This window comes from Caproiciproducens sp. (assembly GCF_053840905.1).
Map to the genome: position 1 here is coordinate 285752 of NZ_JBNLXQ010000002.1, position 18921 is coordinate 304672.

General features: G+C 52.8%; 21 protein-coding genes. All 21 read left to right on the forward strand.

From position 1 onward, the window contains the following. Positions 1–40 precede the first annotated feature (40 nt). The 21 genes from ACQGQ5_RS03070 (at position 41) to ACQGQ5_RS03170 (ending at position 18805) form a co-directional block, all read left to right on the forward strand. The gene (locus ACQGQ5_RS03070; RefSeq protein ID WP_455735115.1) at positions 41–586 is read left to right on the forward strand and encodes a TetR/AcrR family transcriptional regulator C-terminal domain-containing protein; all 546 of its coding nucleotides are present in this window, start codon (positions 41–43) and stop codon (positions 584–586) included. A gap of 612 nt (positions 587–1198) precedes the next feature. Further along, a complete protein-coding gene (locus ACQGQ5_RS03075; protein ID WP_455735116.1) occupies positions 1199–2017 on the forward strand; it encodes a ParA family protein in 819 nt (272 codons plus the stop codon). Continuing rightward, on the forward strand, positions 1974–2912 hold the full coding sequence (locus ACQGQ5_RS03080) for a ParB/RepB/Spo0J family partition protein (protein WP_455735117.1): 939 nt from the start codon (positions 1974–1976) through the stop codon (positions 2910–2912). The genes ACQGQ5_RS03075 and ACQGQ5_RS03080 overlap by 44 nt, the downstream gene beginning before the upstream one ends. Positions 2913–2978: 66 nt before the next feature. Next, positions 2979–3566: a hypothetical protein gene (locus tag ACQGQ5_RS03085; RefSeq protein ID WP_455735118.1), complete on the forward strand. Its 588-nt coding sequence runs from the start codon at positions 2979–2981 to the stop codon at positions 3564–3566. Positions 3567–3615: 49 nt separating this feature from the next. Continuing rightward, on the forward strand, positions 3616–4206 hold the full coding sequence (locus tag ACQGQ5_RS03090) for a hypothetical protein (RefSeq protein WP_455735119.1): 591 nt from the start codon (positions 3616–3618) through the stop codon (positions 4204–4206). 67 nt (positions 4207–4273) lie between these two features. Further along, positions 4274–6175: a DUF5057 domain-containing protein gene (locus tag ACQGQ5_RS03095; RefSeq protein WP_455735120.1), complete on the forward strand. Its 1902-nt coding sequence runs from the start codon at positions 4274–4276 to the stop codon at positions 6173–6175. Positions 6176–6204: 29 nt separating this feature from the next. Next, a complete protein-coding gene (locus ACQGQ5_RS03100; RefSeq protein ID WP_455735121.1) occupies positions 6205–7086 on the forward strand; it encodes a DUF6017 domain-containing protein in 882 nt (293 codons plus the stop codon). Positions 7087–7142: 56 nt separating this feature from the next. Beyond that, complete coding sequence (locus tag ACQGQ5_RS03105) at positions 7143–7508, forward strand: DUF7768 domain-containing protein (RefSeq protein ID WP_455735122.1); 366 nt, start codon at positions 7143–7145, stop codon at positions 7506–7508. Position 7509: 1 nt separating this feature from the next. Beyond that, entirely contained in the window at positions 7510–7734 is a 225-nt protein-coding gene (locus ACQGQ5_RS03110) for a hypothetical protein (RefSeq protein ID WP_455735123.1), read from the forward strand. A gap of 39 nt (positions 7735–7773) precedes the next feature. After that, positions 7774–8265, forward strand: coding sequence for a PcfB family protein (locus ACQGQ5_RS03115; protein ID WP_455735124.1), 492 nt, complete (start codon positions 7774–7776; stop codon positions 8263–8265). Then, entirely contained in the window at positions 8262–10025 is a 1764-nt protein-coding gene (locus tag ACQGQ5_RS03120) for a VirD4-like conjugal transfer protein, CD1115 family (protein ID WP_455735125.1), read from the forward strand. Before ACQGQ5_RS03115 ends, ACQGQ5_RS03120 begins: the two co-directional genes overlap by 4 nt. 377 nt (positions 10026–10402) lie before the next feature. Further along, positions 10403–10618, forward strand: coding sequence for a Maff2 family mobile element protein (locus ACQGQ5_RS03125; RefSeq protein WP_013485766.1), 216 nt, complete (start codon positions 10403–10405; stop codon positions 10616–10618). A 121-nt stretch (positions 10619–10739) separates the two neighbouring features. Then, the gene (locus tag ACQGQ5_RS03130; RefSeq protein WP_455735148.1) at positions 10740–11549 is read left to right on the forward strand and encodes a VirB6/TrbL-like conjugal transfer protein, CD1112 family; all 810 of its coding nucleotides are present in this window, start codon (positions 10740–10742) and stop codon (positions 11547–11549) included. Between the two features lie 15 nt (positions 11550–11564). After that, on the forward strand, positions 11565–11975 hold the full coding sequence (locus ACQGQ5_RS03135) for a hypothetical protein (protein WP_455735126.1): 411 nt from the start codon (positions 11565–11567) through the stop codon (positions 11973–11975). Next, the gene (locus tag ACQGQ5_RS03140; protein ID WP_455735127.1) at positions 11976–12434 is read left to right on the forward strand and encodes a PrgI family protein; all 459 of its coding nucleotides are present in this window, start codon (positions 11976–11978) and stop codon (positions 12432–12434) included. Then, positions 12334–14739, forward strand: a complete 2406-nt coding sequence (locus tag ACQGQ5_RS03145; protein WP_455735128.1) for a VirB4-like conjugal transfer ATPase, CD1110 family — start codon at positions 12334–12336, stop codon at positions 14737–14739. The genes ACQGQ5_RS03140 and ACQGQ5_RS03145 overlap by 101 nt, the downstream gene beginning before the upstream one ends. Before the next feature lie 35 nt (positions 14740–14774). Beyond that, positions 14775–16502, forward strand: a complete 1728-nt coding sequence (locus ACQGQ5_RS03150; RefSeq protein WP_455735129.1) for a CD1108 family mobile element protein — start codon at positions 14775–14777, stop codon at positions 16500–16502. Positions 16503–16521: 19 nt separating this feature from the next. Further along, entirely contained in the window at positions 16522–16770 is a 249-nt protein-coding gene (locus ACQGQ5_RS03155) for a DUF4315 family protein (protein WP_455735130.1), read from the forward strand. After that, on the forward strand, positions 16757–17494 hold the full coding sequence (locus ACQGQ5_RS03160; RefSeq protein ID WP_455735131.1) for a DUF4366 domain-containing protein: 738 nt from the start codon (positions 16757–16759) through the stop codon (positions 17492–17494). The genes ACQGQ5_RS03155 and ACQGQ5_RS03160 overlap by 14 nt, the downstream gene beginning before the upstream one ends. Then, positions 17491–17655 (forward strand): hypothetical protein, encoded by a 165-nt coding sequence (locus tag ACQGQ5_RS03165; protein WP_455735132.1) that lies wholly within the window; start codon positions 17491–17493, stop codon positions 17653–17655. Before ACQGQ5_RS03160 ends, ACQGQ5_RS03165 begins: the two co-directional genes overlap by 4 nt. Before the next feature lie 181 nt (positions 17656–17836). Next, the gene (locus ACQGQ5_RS03170; RefSeq protein WP_455735133.1) at positions 17837–18805 is read left to right on the forward strand and encodes a helix-turn-helix transcriptional regulator; all 969 of its coding nucleotides are present in this window, start codon (positions 17837–17839) and stop codon (positions 18803–18805) included. The last annotated feature ends 116 nt before the right edge of the window (positions 18806–18921 follow it).

Below are 18921 nucleotides of genomic sequence, written 5' to 3' on the forward strand. Positions count from 1 at the left end.
TTTTTTTGAAAGATATTTTCGCGGTCTGAGGGGGGATCGTATGTCGATCAAGAAACTGGATACCAGGGACTTATTGGCGGACGCGCTGCTCGAATTGCTGAAGGAAAAATCGTTCGAAAGCGTTACGGTAGAGGATATTATTAACAAATGCGGAGCATCACGGCCCACATTCTACCGTCATTTTAAGGACAAGTACGATTTGATGGACTGGATCTATTTAAGACATGCGAATAAATTTAATGAATACAGGGATACCGCGGGTTACAAATTTCTCCTGTTCCAAAGCGCCTCCTATCTGAAAGAACTACAGGACTATTTTACCAGCATCATAAAATTTCACGGCCAAAACTCTTTTGAAGAATTTTTGTTTTCATACATATTCAATTATTATAAGGAACATATTATAGAAAAGGCGGGAGCCGATCAGCTCACGGACGACGTCCTGTTCTCGCTGAAAATGTATACCGCCGGTCTGGTGTATCTCACTTCCGAGTGGTTAAACTCCGGATTGAAGGAATCCCCGGAAAAAATATCGCAGATCGAATACGACAACATGCCGAAAGCTTTAAAAGAGCTTCTCGAATGAGAGTCCCAGCGCACGGTCCGCATGATGATATCGACGGTATCCGCCATCTCTTCCGGTGTCAGTACGGCGCCGGGAGAATATTTGCATATAAACCCTCGCGGTTTTGCTCATGCGGTAAAGCTGGCGCATGCTTTATCGATTACGATCCGGTGCCGTGCTGAAACGACCGTCGGCACACCAATGATTTCCATGTATTCCATTTCCATTCTCCATTCATAAAAAATGAGCAGACCGGGATTACTCCTGATCTGCTCTTGTTTTTCCGGTGTGGTTCCCCATTCTTCCAAAACAGGGAAAAAAGAGGCCGGGCATCGCTTATTAAAGAATGATCTATGGCTGCATTTTACTGCAGTGCAAAAGATGATGTCAGAAGCGCATAGACATAAAAGAAAAGACCGTTTTCAGCGTAACAAGTACGTTAAAAACGGTCTTAGGTCATCATGGTGCGAGTGTTCTTACGGCATTTATTCAAAAAATCCAGTAATATCAAGGGTTTACGGGCAGTTTAGAAGCAGTATTTACCCCTAAAAATCGAATAAGTTCATCATATTCTAAGGGCGTTCCGTGAAAAGGAGCGTCCTTTTTCTATTTCAGCGGGAGGTGAAAAATCACATGACCAATGTAATTGCCGTCACCAACCAAAAGGGCGGTGTCGGCAAGACCACAACTTGTGCCAATCTCGGCATCGGGCTGGCGCAGGAAGGGAAAAAGGTGCTTTTGGTGGACAGCGATCCGCAAGGTTCCCTAACCATCAGTTTGGGCAATCCCCAGCCCGATCAACTGTCCGTGACGCTGGCGACGATCATGGGCAAGGTGCTGAACGAAGAACCCATTGACCCCATCGAGGGACTTCTGCATCACGATGAGGGCGTAGACCTGATGCCCGCCAATATTGAGCTTTCCGGCATGGAGGTTTCTCTCGTCAACGCCATGAGCCGTGAAAAAATTCTGAAGCAATATCTGGACAGCGTGAAGCGCCAATACGATTATGTGCTTCTGGACTGTATGCCCTCGCTTGGGATGCTGACCGTTAATGCGCTGGCCGCAGCCGACAGCGTACTTATTCCCGTTCAGGCTCAGTACCTTCCGGCCAAGGGCCTCGAACAGCTTTTGCAAACAATCAACAAGGTGCGGAGGCAGATCAACCCCAAGCTCAAAATCGACGGTATTCTTCTGACGATGGTGGACAGCCGTACCAACTATTCCAAAGAAATCAGCGCCCTGCTGCGGGACACCTACGGCTCAAAGCTGAAAGTATTTGACGTGGAAATTCCACATTCCGTCCGTGCCGCCGAAATCAGCGCGGAGGGCAGGAGCATTTTCGCCCACGACCCGAAAGGCAAGGTTGCCGAGGCATACCGGGAGCTGACGAAGGAGGTGCTAAAAATTGAAAAGCAGCGTCAAAAACATAAGTCTGAACAGCTACGATGATATTTTTTCTACGGAAGAAACCCGTGAGGACGCCAAGCGGGAAAAGGTCATTGATATGCCGCTTTCGGAGATGCACCCGTTCCCTGACCATCCGTTTCAGGTGCGGGATGATGATTCCATGAAAGAAACCGTGGAGAGCATTAAGGAATACGGCGTATTGGTTCCCGCCATTGTACGCCCCAGCGTGGAGGGCGGCTATGAGCTGATTTCCGGTCACCGGCGCAAACACGCCTGTGAGTTGGCGGGGCTTCCCACCATGCCGGTTATCGTCCGCGATCTGGACGATGACGCCGCAACCATTATCATGGTTGACAGCAACATTCAGCGTGAAAATATCCTGCCGAGTGAGCGGGCCAAGGCGTACAAAATGAAGCTGGAGGCCATGAAACGTCAAGCCGGTAGACCTTCTCTTGAAAATGGTGGCCAAGTTGGCCACGATTTACGAGGGATAAAAACTCGTGATTTGATTGCGGAAAACTCAGAGGATAGTGCGCGTACTATCCAGCGGTATATCCGGCTGAACGAGCTGACACCGCAGCTTCAGCAAATGGTGGACGATAAGAAAATCGCCATGACCCCCGCCGTGGAGCTGTCATACCTCAAGCCGGAAGAACAAACGCTTTTGCTCGACACCATTGAAAGCGAACAGACCACCCCTTCGCTCTCACAGGCCCAGCGGCTGAAAAAGTTCAGCGCGGAGGGCCACTTGAACGAGGACAGTATGTTGGCGATCATGTCGGAGGAAAAGAAACCGGAGAAAAACGATCTCACTATTAAGGCGGATAAACTCCAACAATATTTTCCCAAATCGTACACTCCGCAGCAGATGGAACAGGTCATTATCCGGCTGCTGGACGGATGGCAGAAAAAGCGGCAGCGGGATCAGGAAAGATAATAGCCGGCGTTTCAGGCGTTCCGAAAGGGACGCCTTTTTTCATGTCTGAATGAAGGAGGAAACCGCATGACAACTGAAAAAATCAACAAAAGCAAAGGTAAAAAGGAGGATGAAAAGCGAAAACGCAAGTGGCCGTACATTCTTGCGATTCTTCTGTTGTTGCTGCTTCTCCTGCTGCTTTTACTGCGGAGCTGCGGAAATCAGCATCCCTGCCCGAACCCGCCGCCGTCCAGCTCCGTTCCCTCATCGTCCGTTCCGTCTCTGGACAATACTGGTAGCGCGGAACCGGGAAGCAGCAGCACCCCGTCGCGGCAGGAAATCCTGTCCCGGCTCCAAAAGCAGGAAGTCACCGTCACCGACAAGGTGAGTGCGCAGGCGTCCTTCCTCAACGGGTCGAAAGGAACTTCCGGTACATGGGAAGTGGAGAATCCATCTTCCAACACTGTCATTATGCAGTGTGAAATTGTGCTGGATGGCGAAACTGTAGCAAAATCCGCACCAATCTATCCAGGAGAGCACATCGACGGCCTCACCCTTTCCCGGCAGGTTTCATCCGGAAGTTACAGCGTGACCGCAGCAATCAAGTACTATAACAAAACAACCAAGGCTTATCTCGGCATGGCCGACTACAAAATCCGTCTTTTCGTTTCGTAATCAGCCGGACGGTCCGGTTGATATAAAAATTCACAAGGGAGGCTTCTCAATGAAAAGCAAACTCAGAAAGGTTCTCGCGGGCATCGTCACCTTTGCCGTGCTCGGCGTGACGGCGGCAGTCCCGGCGTTCGCCGCCGACAAGACCGATACCGGCACGGGCAGCATTACGGGGAACGTGACGATCAACGGCTCAATCTTGCCGCTGACCATTTCCGTCACCCACCCGATCAACGTGGCCTACGCCATCAGCCCGGACGCCGAAACTTTTACCGCGCCCGACATCAAAGTGACCAACAACACCAAAGTTGCGGTGATCGCCACGGTGGAATCCCTGAAAGCCGCTTTGGGCGGCTCGCTTACCTTCACCGACGTTGACCCGTCCGCGAAAGCGTGGCGCTCGCTCAACCTCGCGGATTCCAAAAAATACATCGCGCTCGGCATTGCGGCAAAAGGCAATTCCGGCTGGAGCAGCGGGTACAGCACTTCCACCCATTGGGCGGTGAACGATTCGCCAATGCAGGTTGGGACGCTGAACCCGAGCACTTCCGGTGCGCTGTCCCTCACGGCGGACTACGGCCTCGCGTTCGACGGGGCGTACACGGCAAGCCATCAGCTCGTTTTCCAGTTCCAGCTCGCATAAAGACATAAGCGCAGGAATTGGCCGGGGTTTTCCCGGCCAACCTCCACGCCGAAAGGAGGGTTTCTGTTTGAGGCAATTATTCAGGCGGCTTTTTCTCATTCCGCTGCTTGCCGCCAGTCTTTTGTTTACCGACATTGTTCCCGGCGTTGCGGCCTTCGCCGCGTCGGTTCTGACGCTGACCGCGACGCCGAACCCGTCCGGGAACTATGTGGCGCTGAACTGGACAAACAGCGACAAGAGCCAGCCGTACAGCTATATGCTCTATTCCAAGTCCGCGCATGAATCAACTTTCCAGAGCATTCCGTCAAAAGAGCATGTGAATGTACTCAATATATACCCGGACAAACAAACAGATTCATGGGGCGTGTCCGGCACAGTTTCTTTTACAAGCGCCCTTGACGGAAAATCATATACGATGCTTAAATCCGCATCCCTCAAAATGTGGATGGAAGCCGCCAATTCAGACAATTCGCACGGTTACGGTAAGGGGTTCATATCTGTGGATGCGGTTTCTTTTACCGATTTCAATGCGAACCCAAACTTCTATTTAAAAGGCTCCAGCGGTTCCTACAAATATGATGTAGTATTCTTTGGCGCTTGGGACGGGTACTCCAACGAGGATATATCGGCATCCACAGAAACGGTAGTTGAGGCTTATGTAAATACTGGGCGTGGGCTGTTGATTGGCCACGATACCGCGTCCTGTGCTCCGGAGTTCATGCACACAAATTTCAGCCGATTGGCTGAGAAATATGCACATCTGTATGCTTTGGGCGGCTTGAACCAATATCCCGCTTACGGATATGATCAGGTGACTATCAAGAAAAAGGGGCTTCTGACTAATTATCCCTGGCCTATCGGCGACGTGGGAACAATCCTGAATACTCCTATGAGCCATTCCTATGGGCAGTTTGCCATGGGCGACATATGGATGACGTACCCTAGAAATTCGTGGAGCAGTTCCGCCGAGATGAACACCTATAACGGACATTCAGGCATAAACAACTTCTACCTGACCACATGGAACAATGTCGCCATGATCCAGACCGGTCATTCAAACTGTGCCGCAACGCCTGATGAACAAAAGGTACTTGCCAATACCCTGTTTTACCTTGCACAGATCACTACCGACACAAGCTGGAACGACCACAAAGGGCAGGATTTGGACGCGCCGGACGAACCGGCCATTTCCGGCGTCACGCACAATTCTGACCGGACACGGTATACCGTCAATTATTCCTCGCAGGACAACGCCACCGGCTATCAATATTATGTGGAGGCCACCGGACAGAACGACGGCGCGAAATATGATTCCCCGGTTGTTTCCACCTTTTTAAAAACCGGAATGAGGGGCTATTCCATCGTAGTGGATAACAGCCCCGATACTGTCCCTGGCGGGAGCATTACAACTACGTCGGGCAGTTACACCTTTTCCCGCCCGTCTGGAAGCAGCTTTTACATCCATATTGCCGCCGTGGACAAGGCCGGGAATATCTCGGCTGTCACCCACTACCATACGGATGAACTGGTTTCCGTGACGCATCCGGTCAGTATTGGCTATTCCATCGACCCGAACAGCAATACCCCTTTCACCGCGCCGGATATTCCGATTACCAACCATTCCACTTTCCCCGTTCAGGTTTCCGTTGCGGGGCTGAAAGCGACCTCCGGAATCGGTGACGCCACCCCTACGGCTTATTCTAACTGGAACAGTCTGACGGCGGCGCAGACCGGAAGCGGAATCGCCCTCGGCGTGGGAATCAGCATAACAGCCGGTTCAGGGTGGACGGCGGTTGACCGAACAACTCCTGTGTACACGGGCGATATTGCGTCGGAAGTCCCGTTGGGGACGCTCGGCGCGAACGGAGCGTCGGGGAATCTGGCGCTTGCCGCCAAATTCGGTCTGGCTTGGGCGAAGGCAACGAATGTGTCCCATGAGCTGACGCTGAATTTTACGATTGCGGACTGAATCGTCCGTATGGAAGGGAGTGATACAAAATGGCGGTTTTTCGTGTGGAACGGACGCGGGATTACACGGTCATGAGCAACCATCACCTGAAAAACAGGGCCTTGTCCCTGAAAGCGAAAGGACTTCTGTCCGTGATGCTCTCCCTTCCGGACGATTGGGATTATACCACGCGGGGCCTTGCCTCCATCTGCCGCGAAGGGGTGGACGCCATCGGAAAAGCGCTCAAGGAGTTGGAAAGCGCGGGCTACATGGAGCGCCGCCAGCTTCGCGGTAAAGACGGGCGCATCACGGACACCGAATACACTATTTACGAACAGCCGCGCAAACCGCCGCGTACGCCTATCCCGGATACGGATTCACCAGATACGGAAAAGCCGTATCTGGATACCCCGGATATGGAAAAACCGGATACGGAAAAGCCCGCGCAATTAAATACTAAGGGAACTAATATCCCTAAAAAATCAAATACGTATGGAGCAAATCCTTATCAATCCAATCCGGCAGATCAAAAGCCGGAGGCCTTTGCCCCGGCTGATTCGATGGAAGTGACGGATGCATACCGCGAAATCATCAAGGAGAATATATCCTACGACGTCCTACGGGAGAGATGCGACCCGGAGCGTCTGGATGAAATCGTGGGCATCCTGCTCGACACCGTGTGCAGCCGGAAAAAGGAAATCAGAATCGCCGGTGAGGACATGCCCACCGAAGCGGTGAAAAGCAGGCTTCTGAAGCTCGACGACAGCCACATCGAATACGTGCTGGAGTGTCTCGACAAAAACACCACCGACGTTCGCAATATCCGAAGTTACATCCTGACCGCGCTGTATCAGGCGCCCACCACCATCAGCAGCTATTACTCGGCGCTGGTCAATCACGACATGTACGAAAGCGGCCCGCCCGGACGGTAAACGCCCTGCGCGGGCTGTTTTCATGCCTGACAAAATTGGAAAGGAGTAATTTTACCATGAAACGACCCCTCGCATACATCACCGCCCCGTGGGGCGGAAACGAAATCGAAAACACCGAGGACGCGGCAGGGTATTGCCGCAAGGTCTATGACGCGGGCTTTTCGCCCATCTGCCCGGTTCTGTTCCTGCCGCTTTTCCTCAACGACGCCATCCCGCAGGAGCACAAGGACGGCATCGACATCGCCTGCAACTTTCTGCGCCGCGCCCATGTGCTGGTGGTCTGCGGCAGAAACGTGGACGAAACTGTGAAAAACGATATCGCCACGGCGGAACGGCTGCACATCACCGCCACCACACTGGACGGCATCCTCACCGTCAAGGGACAGGGCCGGGAAAAAGACGCGGAAAAGGAGAGAAGGTAACGTGCCGGACTATCAAAAAATGTACCACTCGCTGTTCAACGACGTAACCGACGCTATCACAAAGCTCCAGCAGGCGCAGCAGAAAACCGAAGAAATGTACATGGACAGCAAGGAAACCATCCTCACCCCGTTCCTGAAAAAGAGTGAGGAAAAAAGGCCGGACAGCCGGTCCGACAGGAACCCGGCCCCGGCAAAGAAAAAACCGCCCTCTCACGACGAGCGGTGACGGAGGGCGGCTTTCCCATGACAGATGGAGGTGATTTGTTTGCAGGAAGAAATCGAAAACCGCTCCGTGACGCTCATCATCAGCGGCGCGAAGCTCACGGGCCGGGTGCTCAAAGCGGCGATTGCCAAATATCTGGCCCACCGAAAGGAGAAGAAAAACGCGAAGGCCCGCGCCGGGCCAGTAATTCCCCACGGCAGGCAGACGGTCAAACAGCTCGTCGGGCAGAACGCGGGCGTTTCCAACATGGAGATCACCGACAGCAACATCCGTTCCTTTGACCGTGTGGCTCGGAAATACGGCGTGGATTACGCCGTCAAAAAGGACCGCAGCGTGTCGCCGCCGAAATATCTCGTCTTTTTCAAGGCGCGGGACGCGGACGCGCTCACCGCCGCTTTTACCGAGTTCACGGTCAAAACGGTGAACCGGGCGAAAAGGCCCTCCGTTCTCTCGCGGCTCCGGCAGTTCAAGGATTTGGTCAAAGCGAATACCGTTGACCGGGTGAGACATAAGGAACAGGAGCGGGCGCGATGAGTGAGAAAACAAAAAAGCTGCTCCTGATGAATCTGCCGTATCTGTTCGTCACGCTGTTCGCCACCAAGTTCGGACAGGCGTGGCGAATGGCCGCAGGCGCGGACGCTTCCGGGAAACTCCTGCACCTGATGGACGGCCTTACCGCCACGTTTTCCTCTCTACTGCCAAGCTTTTATCCGACTGATTTGGCGGTAGGCGTTCTTCTTGCCGCCGCTCTCCGGCTGGCGGTTTATGTCAAGGGCCGGAACGCCAAGAAATTCCGCAAAAACGTGGAATACGGTTCGGCCCGCTGGGGCAAGTCCGAGGATATTAAACCCTATATTGACCCTGTTTTTGAAAACAACGTCATTCTCACGCAGACGGAACGGCTCACCATGAACAGCCGACCGAAGGACCCCAAGACGTCACGGAACAAAAACGTGCTGGTCGTCGGCGGCTCCGGTTCCGGCAAGACGCGGTTTTTCATCAAACCGAACCTGATGCAGTGCGATTCCAAGGATTATCCGACGAGCTTCGTTGTCACGGACCCAAAGGGCAGCATTATCGTGGAGTGCGGAAATCTCCTGCGGCGCAGGGGCTACCGCATCAAAATTCTCAACACCATCAACTTCAAAAAATCGATGCACTACAATCCCTTCGCATACATCCATTCGGAGAAAGATATTTTGAAGCTGGTCACGGCGCTGATTACCAACACCAAGGGTGAAGGCAAGGAAGGAGATGATTTTTGGGTGAAAGCCGAGACGCTTTTGTATACGGCGCTCATCGGCTACATCCATTATGAGGCCCCGGTCGAGGAACAGAATTTCGCCACGCTGATCGAGTTTATCAACGCCTCGGAAGTTCGGGAAGATGATGAGGAATTCAAAAATCCCGTGGATCTCATGTTCGAGGCGCTGGAAAAAGAAAAACCGAATCACTTCGCCGTCCGGCAGTATAAGAAGTACAAGTTGGCGGCGGGCAAGACAGCAAAATCGATCCTTATTTCCTGCGGTGCAAGAATGGCCCCCTTCGACATTCAGGAGCTGCGTGACCTGACAGCCTATGACGAATTGGAGCTGGACACGCTGGGCGACCGCAAGACCGCCCTGTTCATCATTATCTCAGATACGGACGACACGTTTAATTTTTTAGTTTCGATGGCCTATACGCAGCTTTTCAACCTACTGTGCGAAAAAGCCGACGACGTGTACGGCGGGCGCTTACCCGTCCATGTCCGGTGCCTACTTGACGAATTTGCCAACATTGGGCAGATCCCCAAGTTCGAAAAGCTGATTGCCACCATCCGCAGCCGTGAGATCTCGGCCTGCCTTGTTTTGCAGGCGCAGAGCCAGCTCAAGGCTTTGTACAAAGACAACGCCGACACGATTATCGGCAACTGCGACAGCGCAATCTTCCTCGGCGGCAAGGAGCGCACGACCCTGAAAGAACTGACGGAATCACTTGGGAAGGAGACAATCGACACCTACAACACCGGCGAAAGCCGGGGCCGTGAGGTTTCTCACAGCCTCAATTATCAAAAATTGGGGAAAGACCTCGCTTCGGTCGATGAGCTGTCCGTACTTGACGGCGGCAAATGCATCCTCCAGCTTCGCGGCGTCCGGCCTTTCCTTTCGGACAAATACGACATCACAAAGCACCCGAACTACAAGTACCTGTCCGACTATGACCTCCGCAACGCTTTCCATATCGAGAAGTTTCTGTCTACCAAATTGAAAACCAAACCGGATGATGTGTTCAATGCATATGAAATATTGTAAAAGGCACAGCCAAGATGACTGTGCCTTGTGTTTGGTGGGGCATGGAGGAGTCGAACCTCCGGCGTTGGTCCCATATATCAATGTGCTATCGACTTATAATAGCCCACTTTCATTAAGCTGCTACGAACCCCACAAACGCCCGTAGATGCCACCAGCCCACTTGTCACTATTACGATAAATCTCATTAGAGCATCTCCTCCAATTTTAAGCGAAAGCTCAAAATTATTCTTGAATTTCTTGGTGAGCGTAACAGAAAGTCCGGTGAGCAAAAATGCGATAGCACTAAATATGGACAACTGCAAGAATATACTAGCAGTTCTTACATCGTTTATCAATGGGCTAATAAATATTTTGAAAAATCATTTGGAGGTAACATTATGAGTTTCTTTCATTCCGCAATCGGCGTTCTCCAGACCCTTGTAATCGCCCTCGGCGCGGGCCTTGCCATTTGGGGCGCGATCAACCTTCTGGAAGGTTACGGCAACGACAATCCGGGTGCAAAAAGTCAGGGCATTAAACAGCTTATGGCGGGCGGCGGCGTGGCCCTGATCGGCATTACGCTGGTTCCTCTGCTCTCCAACCTTTTCGGTTGATGCCGACGCGAAAACACTCCGTGCCCCATTTAATGGGGCGCGGGAAAGGAGTTGATGCCGTTTGGATTTCATCAAGCAGCAGATTACCGAATGGCTGAAAGAAATACTCGTCGGCGGCATCATGAACAACCTGTCGGGCATGTTCGACAACGTGAACAGCCAGGTCGGGCAGATCGCCTCTCAGGTGGGAACGACGCCGCAGGCGTGGAACACCGGCATTTACAACATGATCCGGACCCTGTCCGAAAACGTCATGATGCCCATCGCGGGCCTGATCCTCGCGTTCGTCATGACGTTGGAGCTAATCCAGATTATCACCGACAAAAACAATTTTCACGACATTGAGAGCGCCGTTTTCTTTCGGTGGATTTTCAAAACGGCCTGTGCCATCCTCATTGTGACCAACACATGGAACATCGTTATGGGTGTATTCGACGTGGCGCAGAGCGTGGTCAACAGCGCGGCGGGAATCATCGTTTCCGACACGTCCATCAACATCAGCTCCGTCACGGCAAACCTTCAGACGCGCCTCATGGCAATGGACCTCGGCCCCCTGCTCGGACTGTGGTTTCAGAGCATTTTCGTGGGCTTTACCATGTGGGCGCTCACGATCTGCATTTTCATCATCGTGTACGGGAGGATGATTGAGATCTATTTGGCCACATCCATCGCGCCGATCCCGATGGCGACGATGCTGAACCGGGAATCGGGCGGCATGGGCCAGAACTATCTTCGCTCCCTGTTCGCGCTCGGATTTCAGGGCTTTCTCATCATCGTCTGCGTGGCGATTTACGCCGTTCTTGTAAAAAGCATCAGCGTGAGCACGGACATCAGCAAGGCGATCTGGACGTGCATGGGCTACACGGTGCTGCTGTGCTTTACGCTTTTTAAGACCGGAAGCCTCGCAAAATCAATTTTTAACGCGCATTGACGGAGGTGATATTCAATGCAGGACAAATTACAGGAACTTCTTGACCGGCTGGACGCCAACCTTTCGGCGTTTCAGACGGCATGGGAAGCAAAAAGCAAAACGGAACTGATAGACACATCCCGCGAGATCTCCGCGATTAAAGATGCCCATTATTATCTGACCGAAAGTCACGGCTTTGAACCGGAGGAAATCGCCTATCTTCTTCTGTTTGAAAATCCCTTGCAGGTCGTTGCGGACAAATGGCTGGAACGCACGGAAGATCTGAGCGATTTCAGCTTTGCGCTCGACGAGGTGTTCGACAAGCAGGACGCGCTTCGGGATTATGAACGAAAGGAAAAGCCGTCCGTGCGGGAACAGCTCCGAAAAGCACCCGGCCCTACGCCTGAACCGCATGAAAAACCTGCGATGGCGAAGGAGGCGCGATAAATGGCTTATGTTCCCGTCCCAAAGGACCTGACCGCAGTGAAAACGAAGGTCCTGTTCAACTTGACAAAACGGCAGCTTGTCTGTTTCAGCGGCGGCGCGCTTGTGGGCGTACCGCTTTTCTTTTTGCTCAAAGGACCGGTGAATCTCAACGCCGGAGCTGCTTCCTTTTGCATGGTGCTCGTTATGCTGCCGTTTTTCCTGATGGGCGTCTATGAGAAAAACGGCCTGCCGATGGAAAAAATCGTCCGAAACATTGCCCGTGTGCTATTTCTCCGGCCAAAGCAGCGGCCCTACCAGACTAACAATTTTTACGCCGTGCTCGCGCGGCAAAGCCAATTAGATAAGGAGGTGCGTCAGATTGTCGGTAAAAAAGCAAAAACCGGCCACAGGGCGGTCATTGTCCCGCGCCGAGAGGCGTCAGATCGAAGCCGCCGTCGCAAAGGCACGGCAAACCGATAAGAAAAAGCAATCGGCGCAGGACAGCATCCCTTTTCAGCGGATGTTCCCGGACGGAATCTGCCGTGTGACCGACAGTTATTACACGAAAACCGTTCAGTTTCAGGACATCAACTATCAGCTCAATCAGAACGAGGACAAGACCGCCATTTTCGAGGGCTGGTGCGACTTCCTCAACTATTTCGACAGTTCCATCAAGTTTCAGCTCTCGTTTCTGAATCTCTCCGCGACGCGGGACAGCTTTGCAAAAAGCGTCACCATCCCGCCACAGGGCGACGATTTCGACAGCCTACGTTTGGAGTACACAGAAATGCTCCGGAATCAGCTTGCCAAAGGCAACAACGGCCTCATCAAAACCAAGTACCTGACCTTCGGCATCGAAGCGGACAGCCTGAAAGCGGCCAAGCCCCGGCTGGAGCGCATCGAGATCAACATTCTCAACAACTTCAAACATCTCGGCGTAACAGCCGCTTCCCTGAACGGTGCGGAGCGCCTGCGACTGCTGCATGACATTTTCCGCATGGATACACCGGAGCCGTTCCGCTTTTCTTGGGACTGGCTGGCCCCTTCCGGCCTGTCCGTCAAGGATTTCATCGCCCCCAGCTCGTTTGAGTTCAAAAGCGGCAGCATGTTCGGTATGGGACGTCAGGTTGGGGCGGTGTCGTTTCTCCAAATCCTCGCGCCGGAGCTGAACGACCGGATGCTGGCCGATTTCCTGGACATGGAATCCAGCCTCATCGTCACCATGCACATCCAGTCCATCGACCAGGTTAGCGCCATCAAGACGGTGAAACGAAAAATCACGGATCTGGATTCCATGAAGATTCAGGAACAGAAAAAGGCCATCCGTTCCGGTTACGACATGGACATCATCCCTTCCGACCTCGCCACCTACGGTGAGGAAGCGAAAAAGCTGTTGCAGGATTTACAGTCCCGCAACGAGCGCATGTTCCTCGTGACCTTCCTCGTCCTCAACGTGGCCGAAAACAAGCAGCGGCTGGACAACAACGTGTTTCAGGCAAGCTCCCTCGCGCAGAAATACAACTGCGCGCTGACCCGGCTCGATTTCCGTCAGGAGGAAGGGCTGATGAGCAGCCTGCCGCTCGGTTTGAATCAGGTGGAAATCCAGCGGGGCCTGACCACATCAAGCACCGCTATTTTTATCCCCTTCACCACGCAGGAACTGTTTCAGACCGGGCGCGAGGCGCTGTACTGCGGGCTGAATGCTTTGAGTAACAACCTCATCATGGTGGATCGGAAGCTCTTGAAAAACCCGAACGGCCTGATTCTCGGCACACCGGGCGCAGGCAAATCCTTCGCCGCCAAGCGGGAAATCGTCAACGTGTTTCTTGTCACGAACGATGACATCATCGTCTGTGACCCGGAGGCCGAATACGGTCCGCTGATTGAACGCCTGCACGGGCAGATCATCAAAATATCGCCCGCGTCCGCCGATTACATCAACCCGATGGACATCAACCTTAACTACTCCGAGGAAGAAAATCCGTTATCTTTGAAGTCGGACTTCATCCTGTCGCTCTGCGAGCTGATCGTCGGCGGCAAAGAGGGTTTGCAGCCTGTAGAAAAAACGGTTATCGACCGCTGCGTGAGGCTGGTATACCGGGATTACCTCAGTGACCCGCGCCCGGAGAACATGCCGATTCTGGAGGATTTGTACAACGAACTGCGGCGGCAGGACGAAAAGGAAGCGCAGTACGTCGCCACGGCGCTGGAAATCTACGTCACCGGCTCCCTCAACGTGTTCAATCATCGCACGACCGTCAATGTGAAAAACCGCGTCGTCAGCTACGACATCCGGGAATTGGGCAAACAGCTCAAAAAGATCGGGATGCTCATCGTGCAGGATCAGGTCTGGAACCGCGTCACCGTCAACCGCGCCGTGGGGAAATCCACGCGCTACTATATCGACGAGTTCCATCTGCTCTTAAAAGAAGAACAGACCGCCGCCTATTCCGTGGAAATCTGGAAGCGGTTCCGCAAGTGGGGTGGCATCCCGACCGGCATAACTCAGAACATCAAGGATCTTCTTTCTTCACGGGAAATTGAGAACATCTTTGAAAACTCGGATTACATCTATATGCTCAATCAGGCGTCCGGCGACCGTCAGATTCTCGCCAAGCAGCTCGGCATTTCGCCGCATCAGCTTTCCTACGTCACCCATTCCGGCGAGGGCGAAGGGCTGCTGTTCTACGGCAACGTTATTCTGCCGTTTATCGATCACTTCCCGAAGGACACGGAACTGTACCGCAACATGACTACCAAGCCGCAGGAAGTGGCGGCAACATGAGTGTTCCTATTCAGTGGGATCGGAGGTGATACGGAATGGAAAAACGAGCGCCCCGCCTGCAATTCACGGATGAAGAACGCACTGACCCCGCGTTGAGACGGCCAATTAGCAAGGCTCAGAAAGCGGCAGCAAAAGCGGATCGGGCGCAGGCGAAAATACCGAAAAAGAAAGTCCTTCGTAAGCAGCACACCGTTGACCCGGCCACCGGCAAGGTCACGACACACCTGAAATTTAAGGAAGTGGACAAGAAAAAACCGTCCAAGCTCACCCACGCCGTCCGGGACGCGCCCGGGAACGCCGTTTTGATGCAGTTTCACCGGGAAATCCGGCAGTCCGAGGATGAAAACGTGGGCGTGGAGGCCGCGCACAAAAGCGAGGAAGCCGCCGAAACAGGCGGGCGTCTGGTTCGCAGCGCCCATCGCTCCCGCAAGCTGAAACCCTACCGGAAATCGGCCAAAGCGGAAAAGCGGCTTGACCGCGCCAACCTCGGTTATTTGCAGAAAAAGGCCGCGCGGAACAATCCGCAGCCCTCCGGCAATCCTTTGGCCCACTGGCGGCAGAAGCGGGCCGTCAAAAAACAGTATGCCGCCGCGAAGCGGGCCGGTCAGTTTACCGGTTCTGCCGGGAAAGATGCCGAAAACACCGCGAAAGCGGGAAAAACGGCGGCGCGGGAGAGCAAGCGGGCGGCGGCTTTTGTCGGGCGGCACCGGAACGGTTTTCTGATCGTTGCGGGCGCTTTTTTAGTACTTGTCCTGCTTTTGAATGTCCTGTCCTCCAGCTCGGTTCTACTGGAAGGGGCGCTGTCCGGCGTTACCGCGTCCACCTATCCTTCCACGGACGATGCCATGCTCGGCGCAGAAGCTGCTTACGCCCAAAAGGAAGCGAACCTTCAGGACGAAATCAACCATTACGAGCAGAGGCACAGCGGGTACGATGAATATCATTACACCCTCGATAAAATCGGGCATGACCCCTATGTGCTGGTTTCCGTTCTGACGGCATGGCACGGCGGCGAATGGACGCTGGATGAAGTCCTGGATACGCTTTCCACTCTGTTCTCAAAAGAATACCAACTGACGCAGACCGTGGAGACGGAAACCCGCTACCGCACGGAAACGGATACGGTGGCGGACCCGGACGGCACGACCCACACCGAAACCAAGCAGGTTCCCTATACCTACACTATCTGCAATGTGAAGCTGCACAACGAGGATCTGTCCCATCTTCCCATTTCCATTATGAACGAGGATCAGGTCGGCGTGTACTCGATGTACATGTCCACCCTCGGCAACCGGCCCGATCTGTTCCCCACGTCGGCCTATCCGAACGCCTCCACCCTCAAAAAGCCCACGGAGTACGACATTCCCCCGGAGGAAATGACGGACGCACGGTTCGCTGCTATGATTACGGAAGCGAAAAAATATATCGGCTACCCCTACGTTTGGGGCGGCAGCAGCCCGAAAACCTCATTCGACTGTTCCGGTTACGTGTCGTGGGTAATCAATCACAGCGGATGGAATGTGGGACGGTTGGGAGCACAGGGTCTCTGCGATATCTGCACTCCGGTTTCTCCCGCCGACGTAAGACCCGGTGACCTTGTTTTCTTTGAATACACCTACGATACCGACGGCGTGTCCCATGTGGGCATCTACGTCGGAAATGGCATGATGCTCGCGGCGGGGGACCCCATCGGCTACTCGAACCTCAACACAAGCTACTGGCAGAGCCATTTTTACACGTTCGGACGTTTACCGAACCCATAAACAGATTGGAGGAATCACTGTGAATCCGAAATTCAAAAAAATCGACGCCGAGTATGAGAAGAACGCGGCCAAAATCTCCACACTGCAAAACCGGCAGAAGAAACTGGAGAAGCAGCGCCGTGAGCTGGAAAATCTCGATATTGTCGGCCTTGTGCGGGGCATGGGCATGACGGCGGAGGAACTGTCGGCGCTCATGAAAGCATCCCGCGAAAACCGGCCCGCGTCCAACCAGAACAAACAGGAGGAAAATGTTCATGAAGAAATCTAAAATCCGCATATTCGTCTGCCTGATGGCCGCCGTATCCTGCACGGCGGCTTTTTCCGTCAATGCCCTCGCCTACAGCACAGGAACAACCTCTCCGACTTTGAGCAGTTCCAGCGCCGCGCAGAGCAGCGCCGCATCATCGTCGGCCTCGTCCGAAACATCTCTCAAGCCGCTGACGCCGGACGGCACCGGGACGGTGATCGACAACGTGACTAACGAGGACGGCAAGGAGTTTTTTACCATTACCACGCCGAGCAAGCACGTCTTTTACCTGATTATCGACCGTCAGAAAAATGCCGAGAATGTCTATTTTCTCGACGCCGTGACGGACAAGGACCTGCTTGCGCTTGCAAAAAGCGACAACGAGGACGTTTCCGGTTCTTCCTCATCCAAGACCGCTTCTACCCCGGAAACATCCTCTGCGCCGACCGCATCGACGCCCACGGTTTCTTCCGTTTCCCGGCCGGAAAAGCAGAACGGCAGCGCCGGAATCGCGGCGATTGCCGTGCTCTCAGCCGTTCTCATCGGCGCGGCGGTATGGTTCTTCAAATTCCGCAAGCCGGGTAAAAAGGACAAGAACAAGCCAGACCCGGACAATTACGATTACACCGGGGACGATGATGAGGAATCCGGACCGGAAGATGAACCGGAAGTACCTGACGGAGAAACAGAGCAAAAAGATGAGCCGGAAACTTCCGACGGTGAAACGGAACGTGAGGACGAATGACCTTTTTCACCGACAGCCCTTTCGAGCGGATGATGGTGCAGAAGCCGCAGTACAGGCGGGAGGAACGGCCTCCCGCCCCGCCGAAAGGCCGCCCTGACCATTCCCATGACTGTTACCGCGACCTTATCATCACACAGAAGATCGTCAAGCCGGAGCGATAACGTTCCGGCTTGTTTCGGATAAACCTGTGTGTTAAGATATTTCGTAAGCTTTTAGATCGTTGATTATTAAAATAATCTCTGGCGCAAAAGAAAGCATCGATTTCCGCAAGTAAAATCAAGCAATGCAATTTCCTTTACTCTATAATTGTTATAGGGTAGTTGAAACGGGGTGAGCAGACGAATGTACGAGTGGCACAAGCAGATCCAAATAATCGTTGACCAAATTGACGAGTGTATCAGACATCATCACGATGAAGCACTAACGCTGCGGTTTCTTTCTCGCAAGTTGGGTTATTCTGAATTTCATACCACCAGAAAATTCAAGGAAATATCGGGGATGCAGTTTAGAGATTATCTGCGGCTAAGAAGGTTAGCCTTTGCACTGAAAGAAGTTCGGGATAGTGAAAAAAGCATTTTGGATATTGCTTTTGATTATGGCTTTTCATCACATGAAGCTTTTACCAGAGCTTTCAAGGGAGCATATGGTGTAACTCCAAGTGAATACCGAAAAAAGCCTAAGCCTGTCGTTCTTCGTACAAAAATAAACCCCTTCGACCGCTACTTTTTCGGATTGGGAGAGATTGGTATGATGGAATCCGCAGATGATGTTAAAATTTATTTTGTAACCATTCCCGCACACAAATTCTTGCACATTAAAAACTATGAGAGTAATGGGTATTGGGATTTCTGGCAAAAGCAAAGTCTTATTCCGGGACAGGACTGCGATACAATTTGCGGCTTACTCGATAGTATCAAAGGCAAATTGGATGACGATGGTGGGAGCGAATCAAACAGCAGCAGCGGTCAGATTATGGCGTACATTAATGACCCGGGCGGCAGACTTTGCGATTGGGGTATTCCACGTACAGAATGTTATGGTGCGCGTCTTCCTTTTGATTATAAAGGCGAAATACCGCCACAAATGCTTCTTATTGATGTTCCCGAAGCCGAGTATATTGTTTTTGAACATGGACCATTCGACTATGAGCAGGAAAATCGCAGCGTGGAGGAAAAGATTGAAAAGGCAATGGCAACCTTTGATTTCACGGACACTGGTTACTGCTATGATACTTCCCCCGGGAGAATAATTTACTTTTATCATGATCCGGAACGTTTTTGGAAGTATATCAGACCGGTGAAAAAGTCATAATCACGGGTTTATTTTCACGACAGGCATAGCTACTGTGTAAGGGCAATCGAGAAATCGGTTGCCTTTTTTAATGCAAAAGGGGCTAATAAAATAACGCGGCTTGTTTTGGATTATCC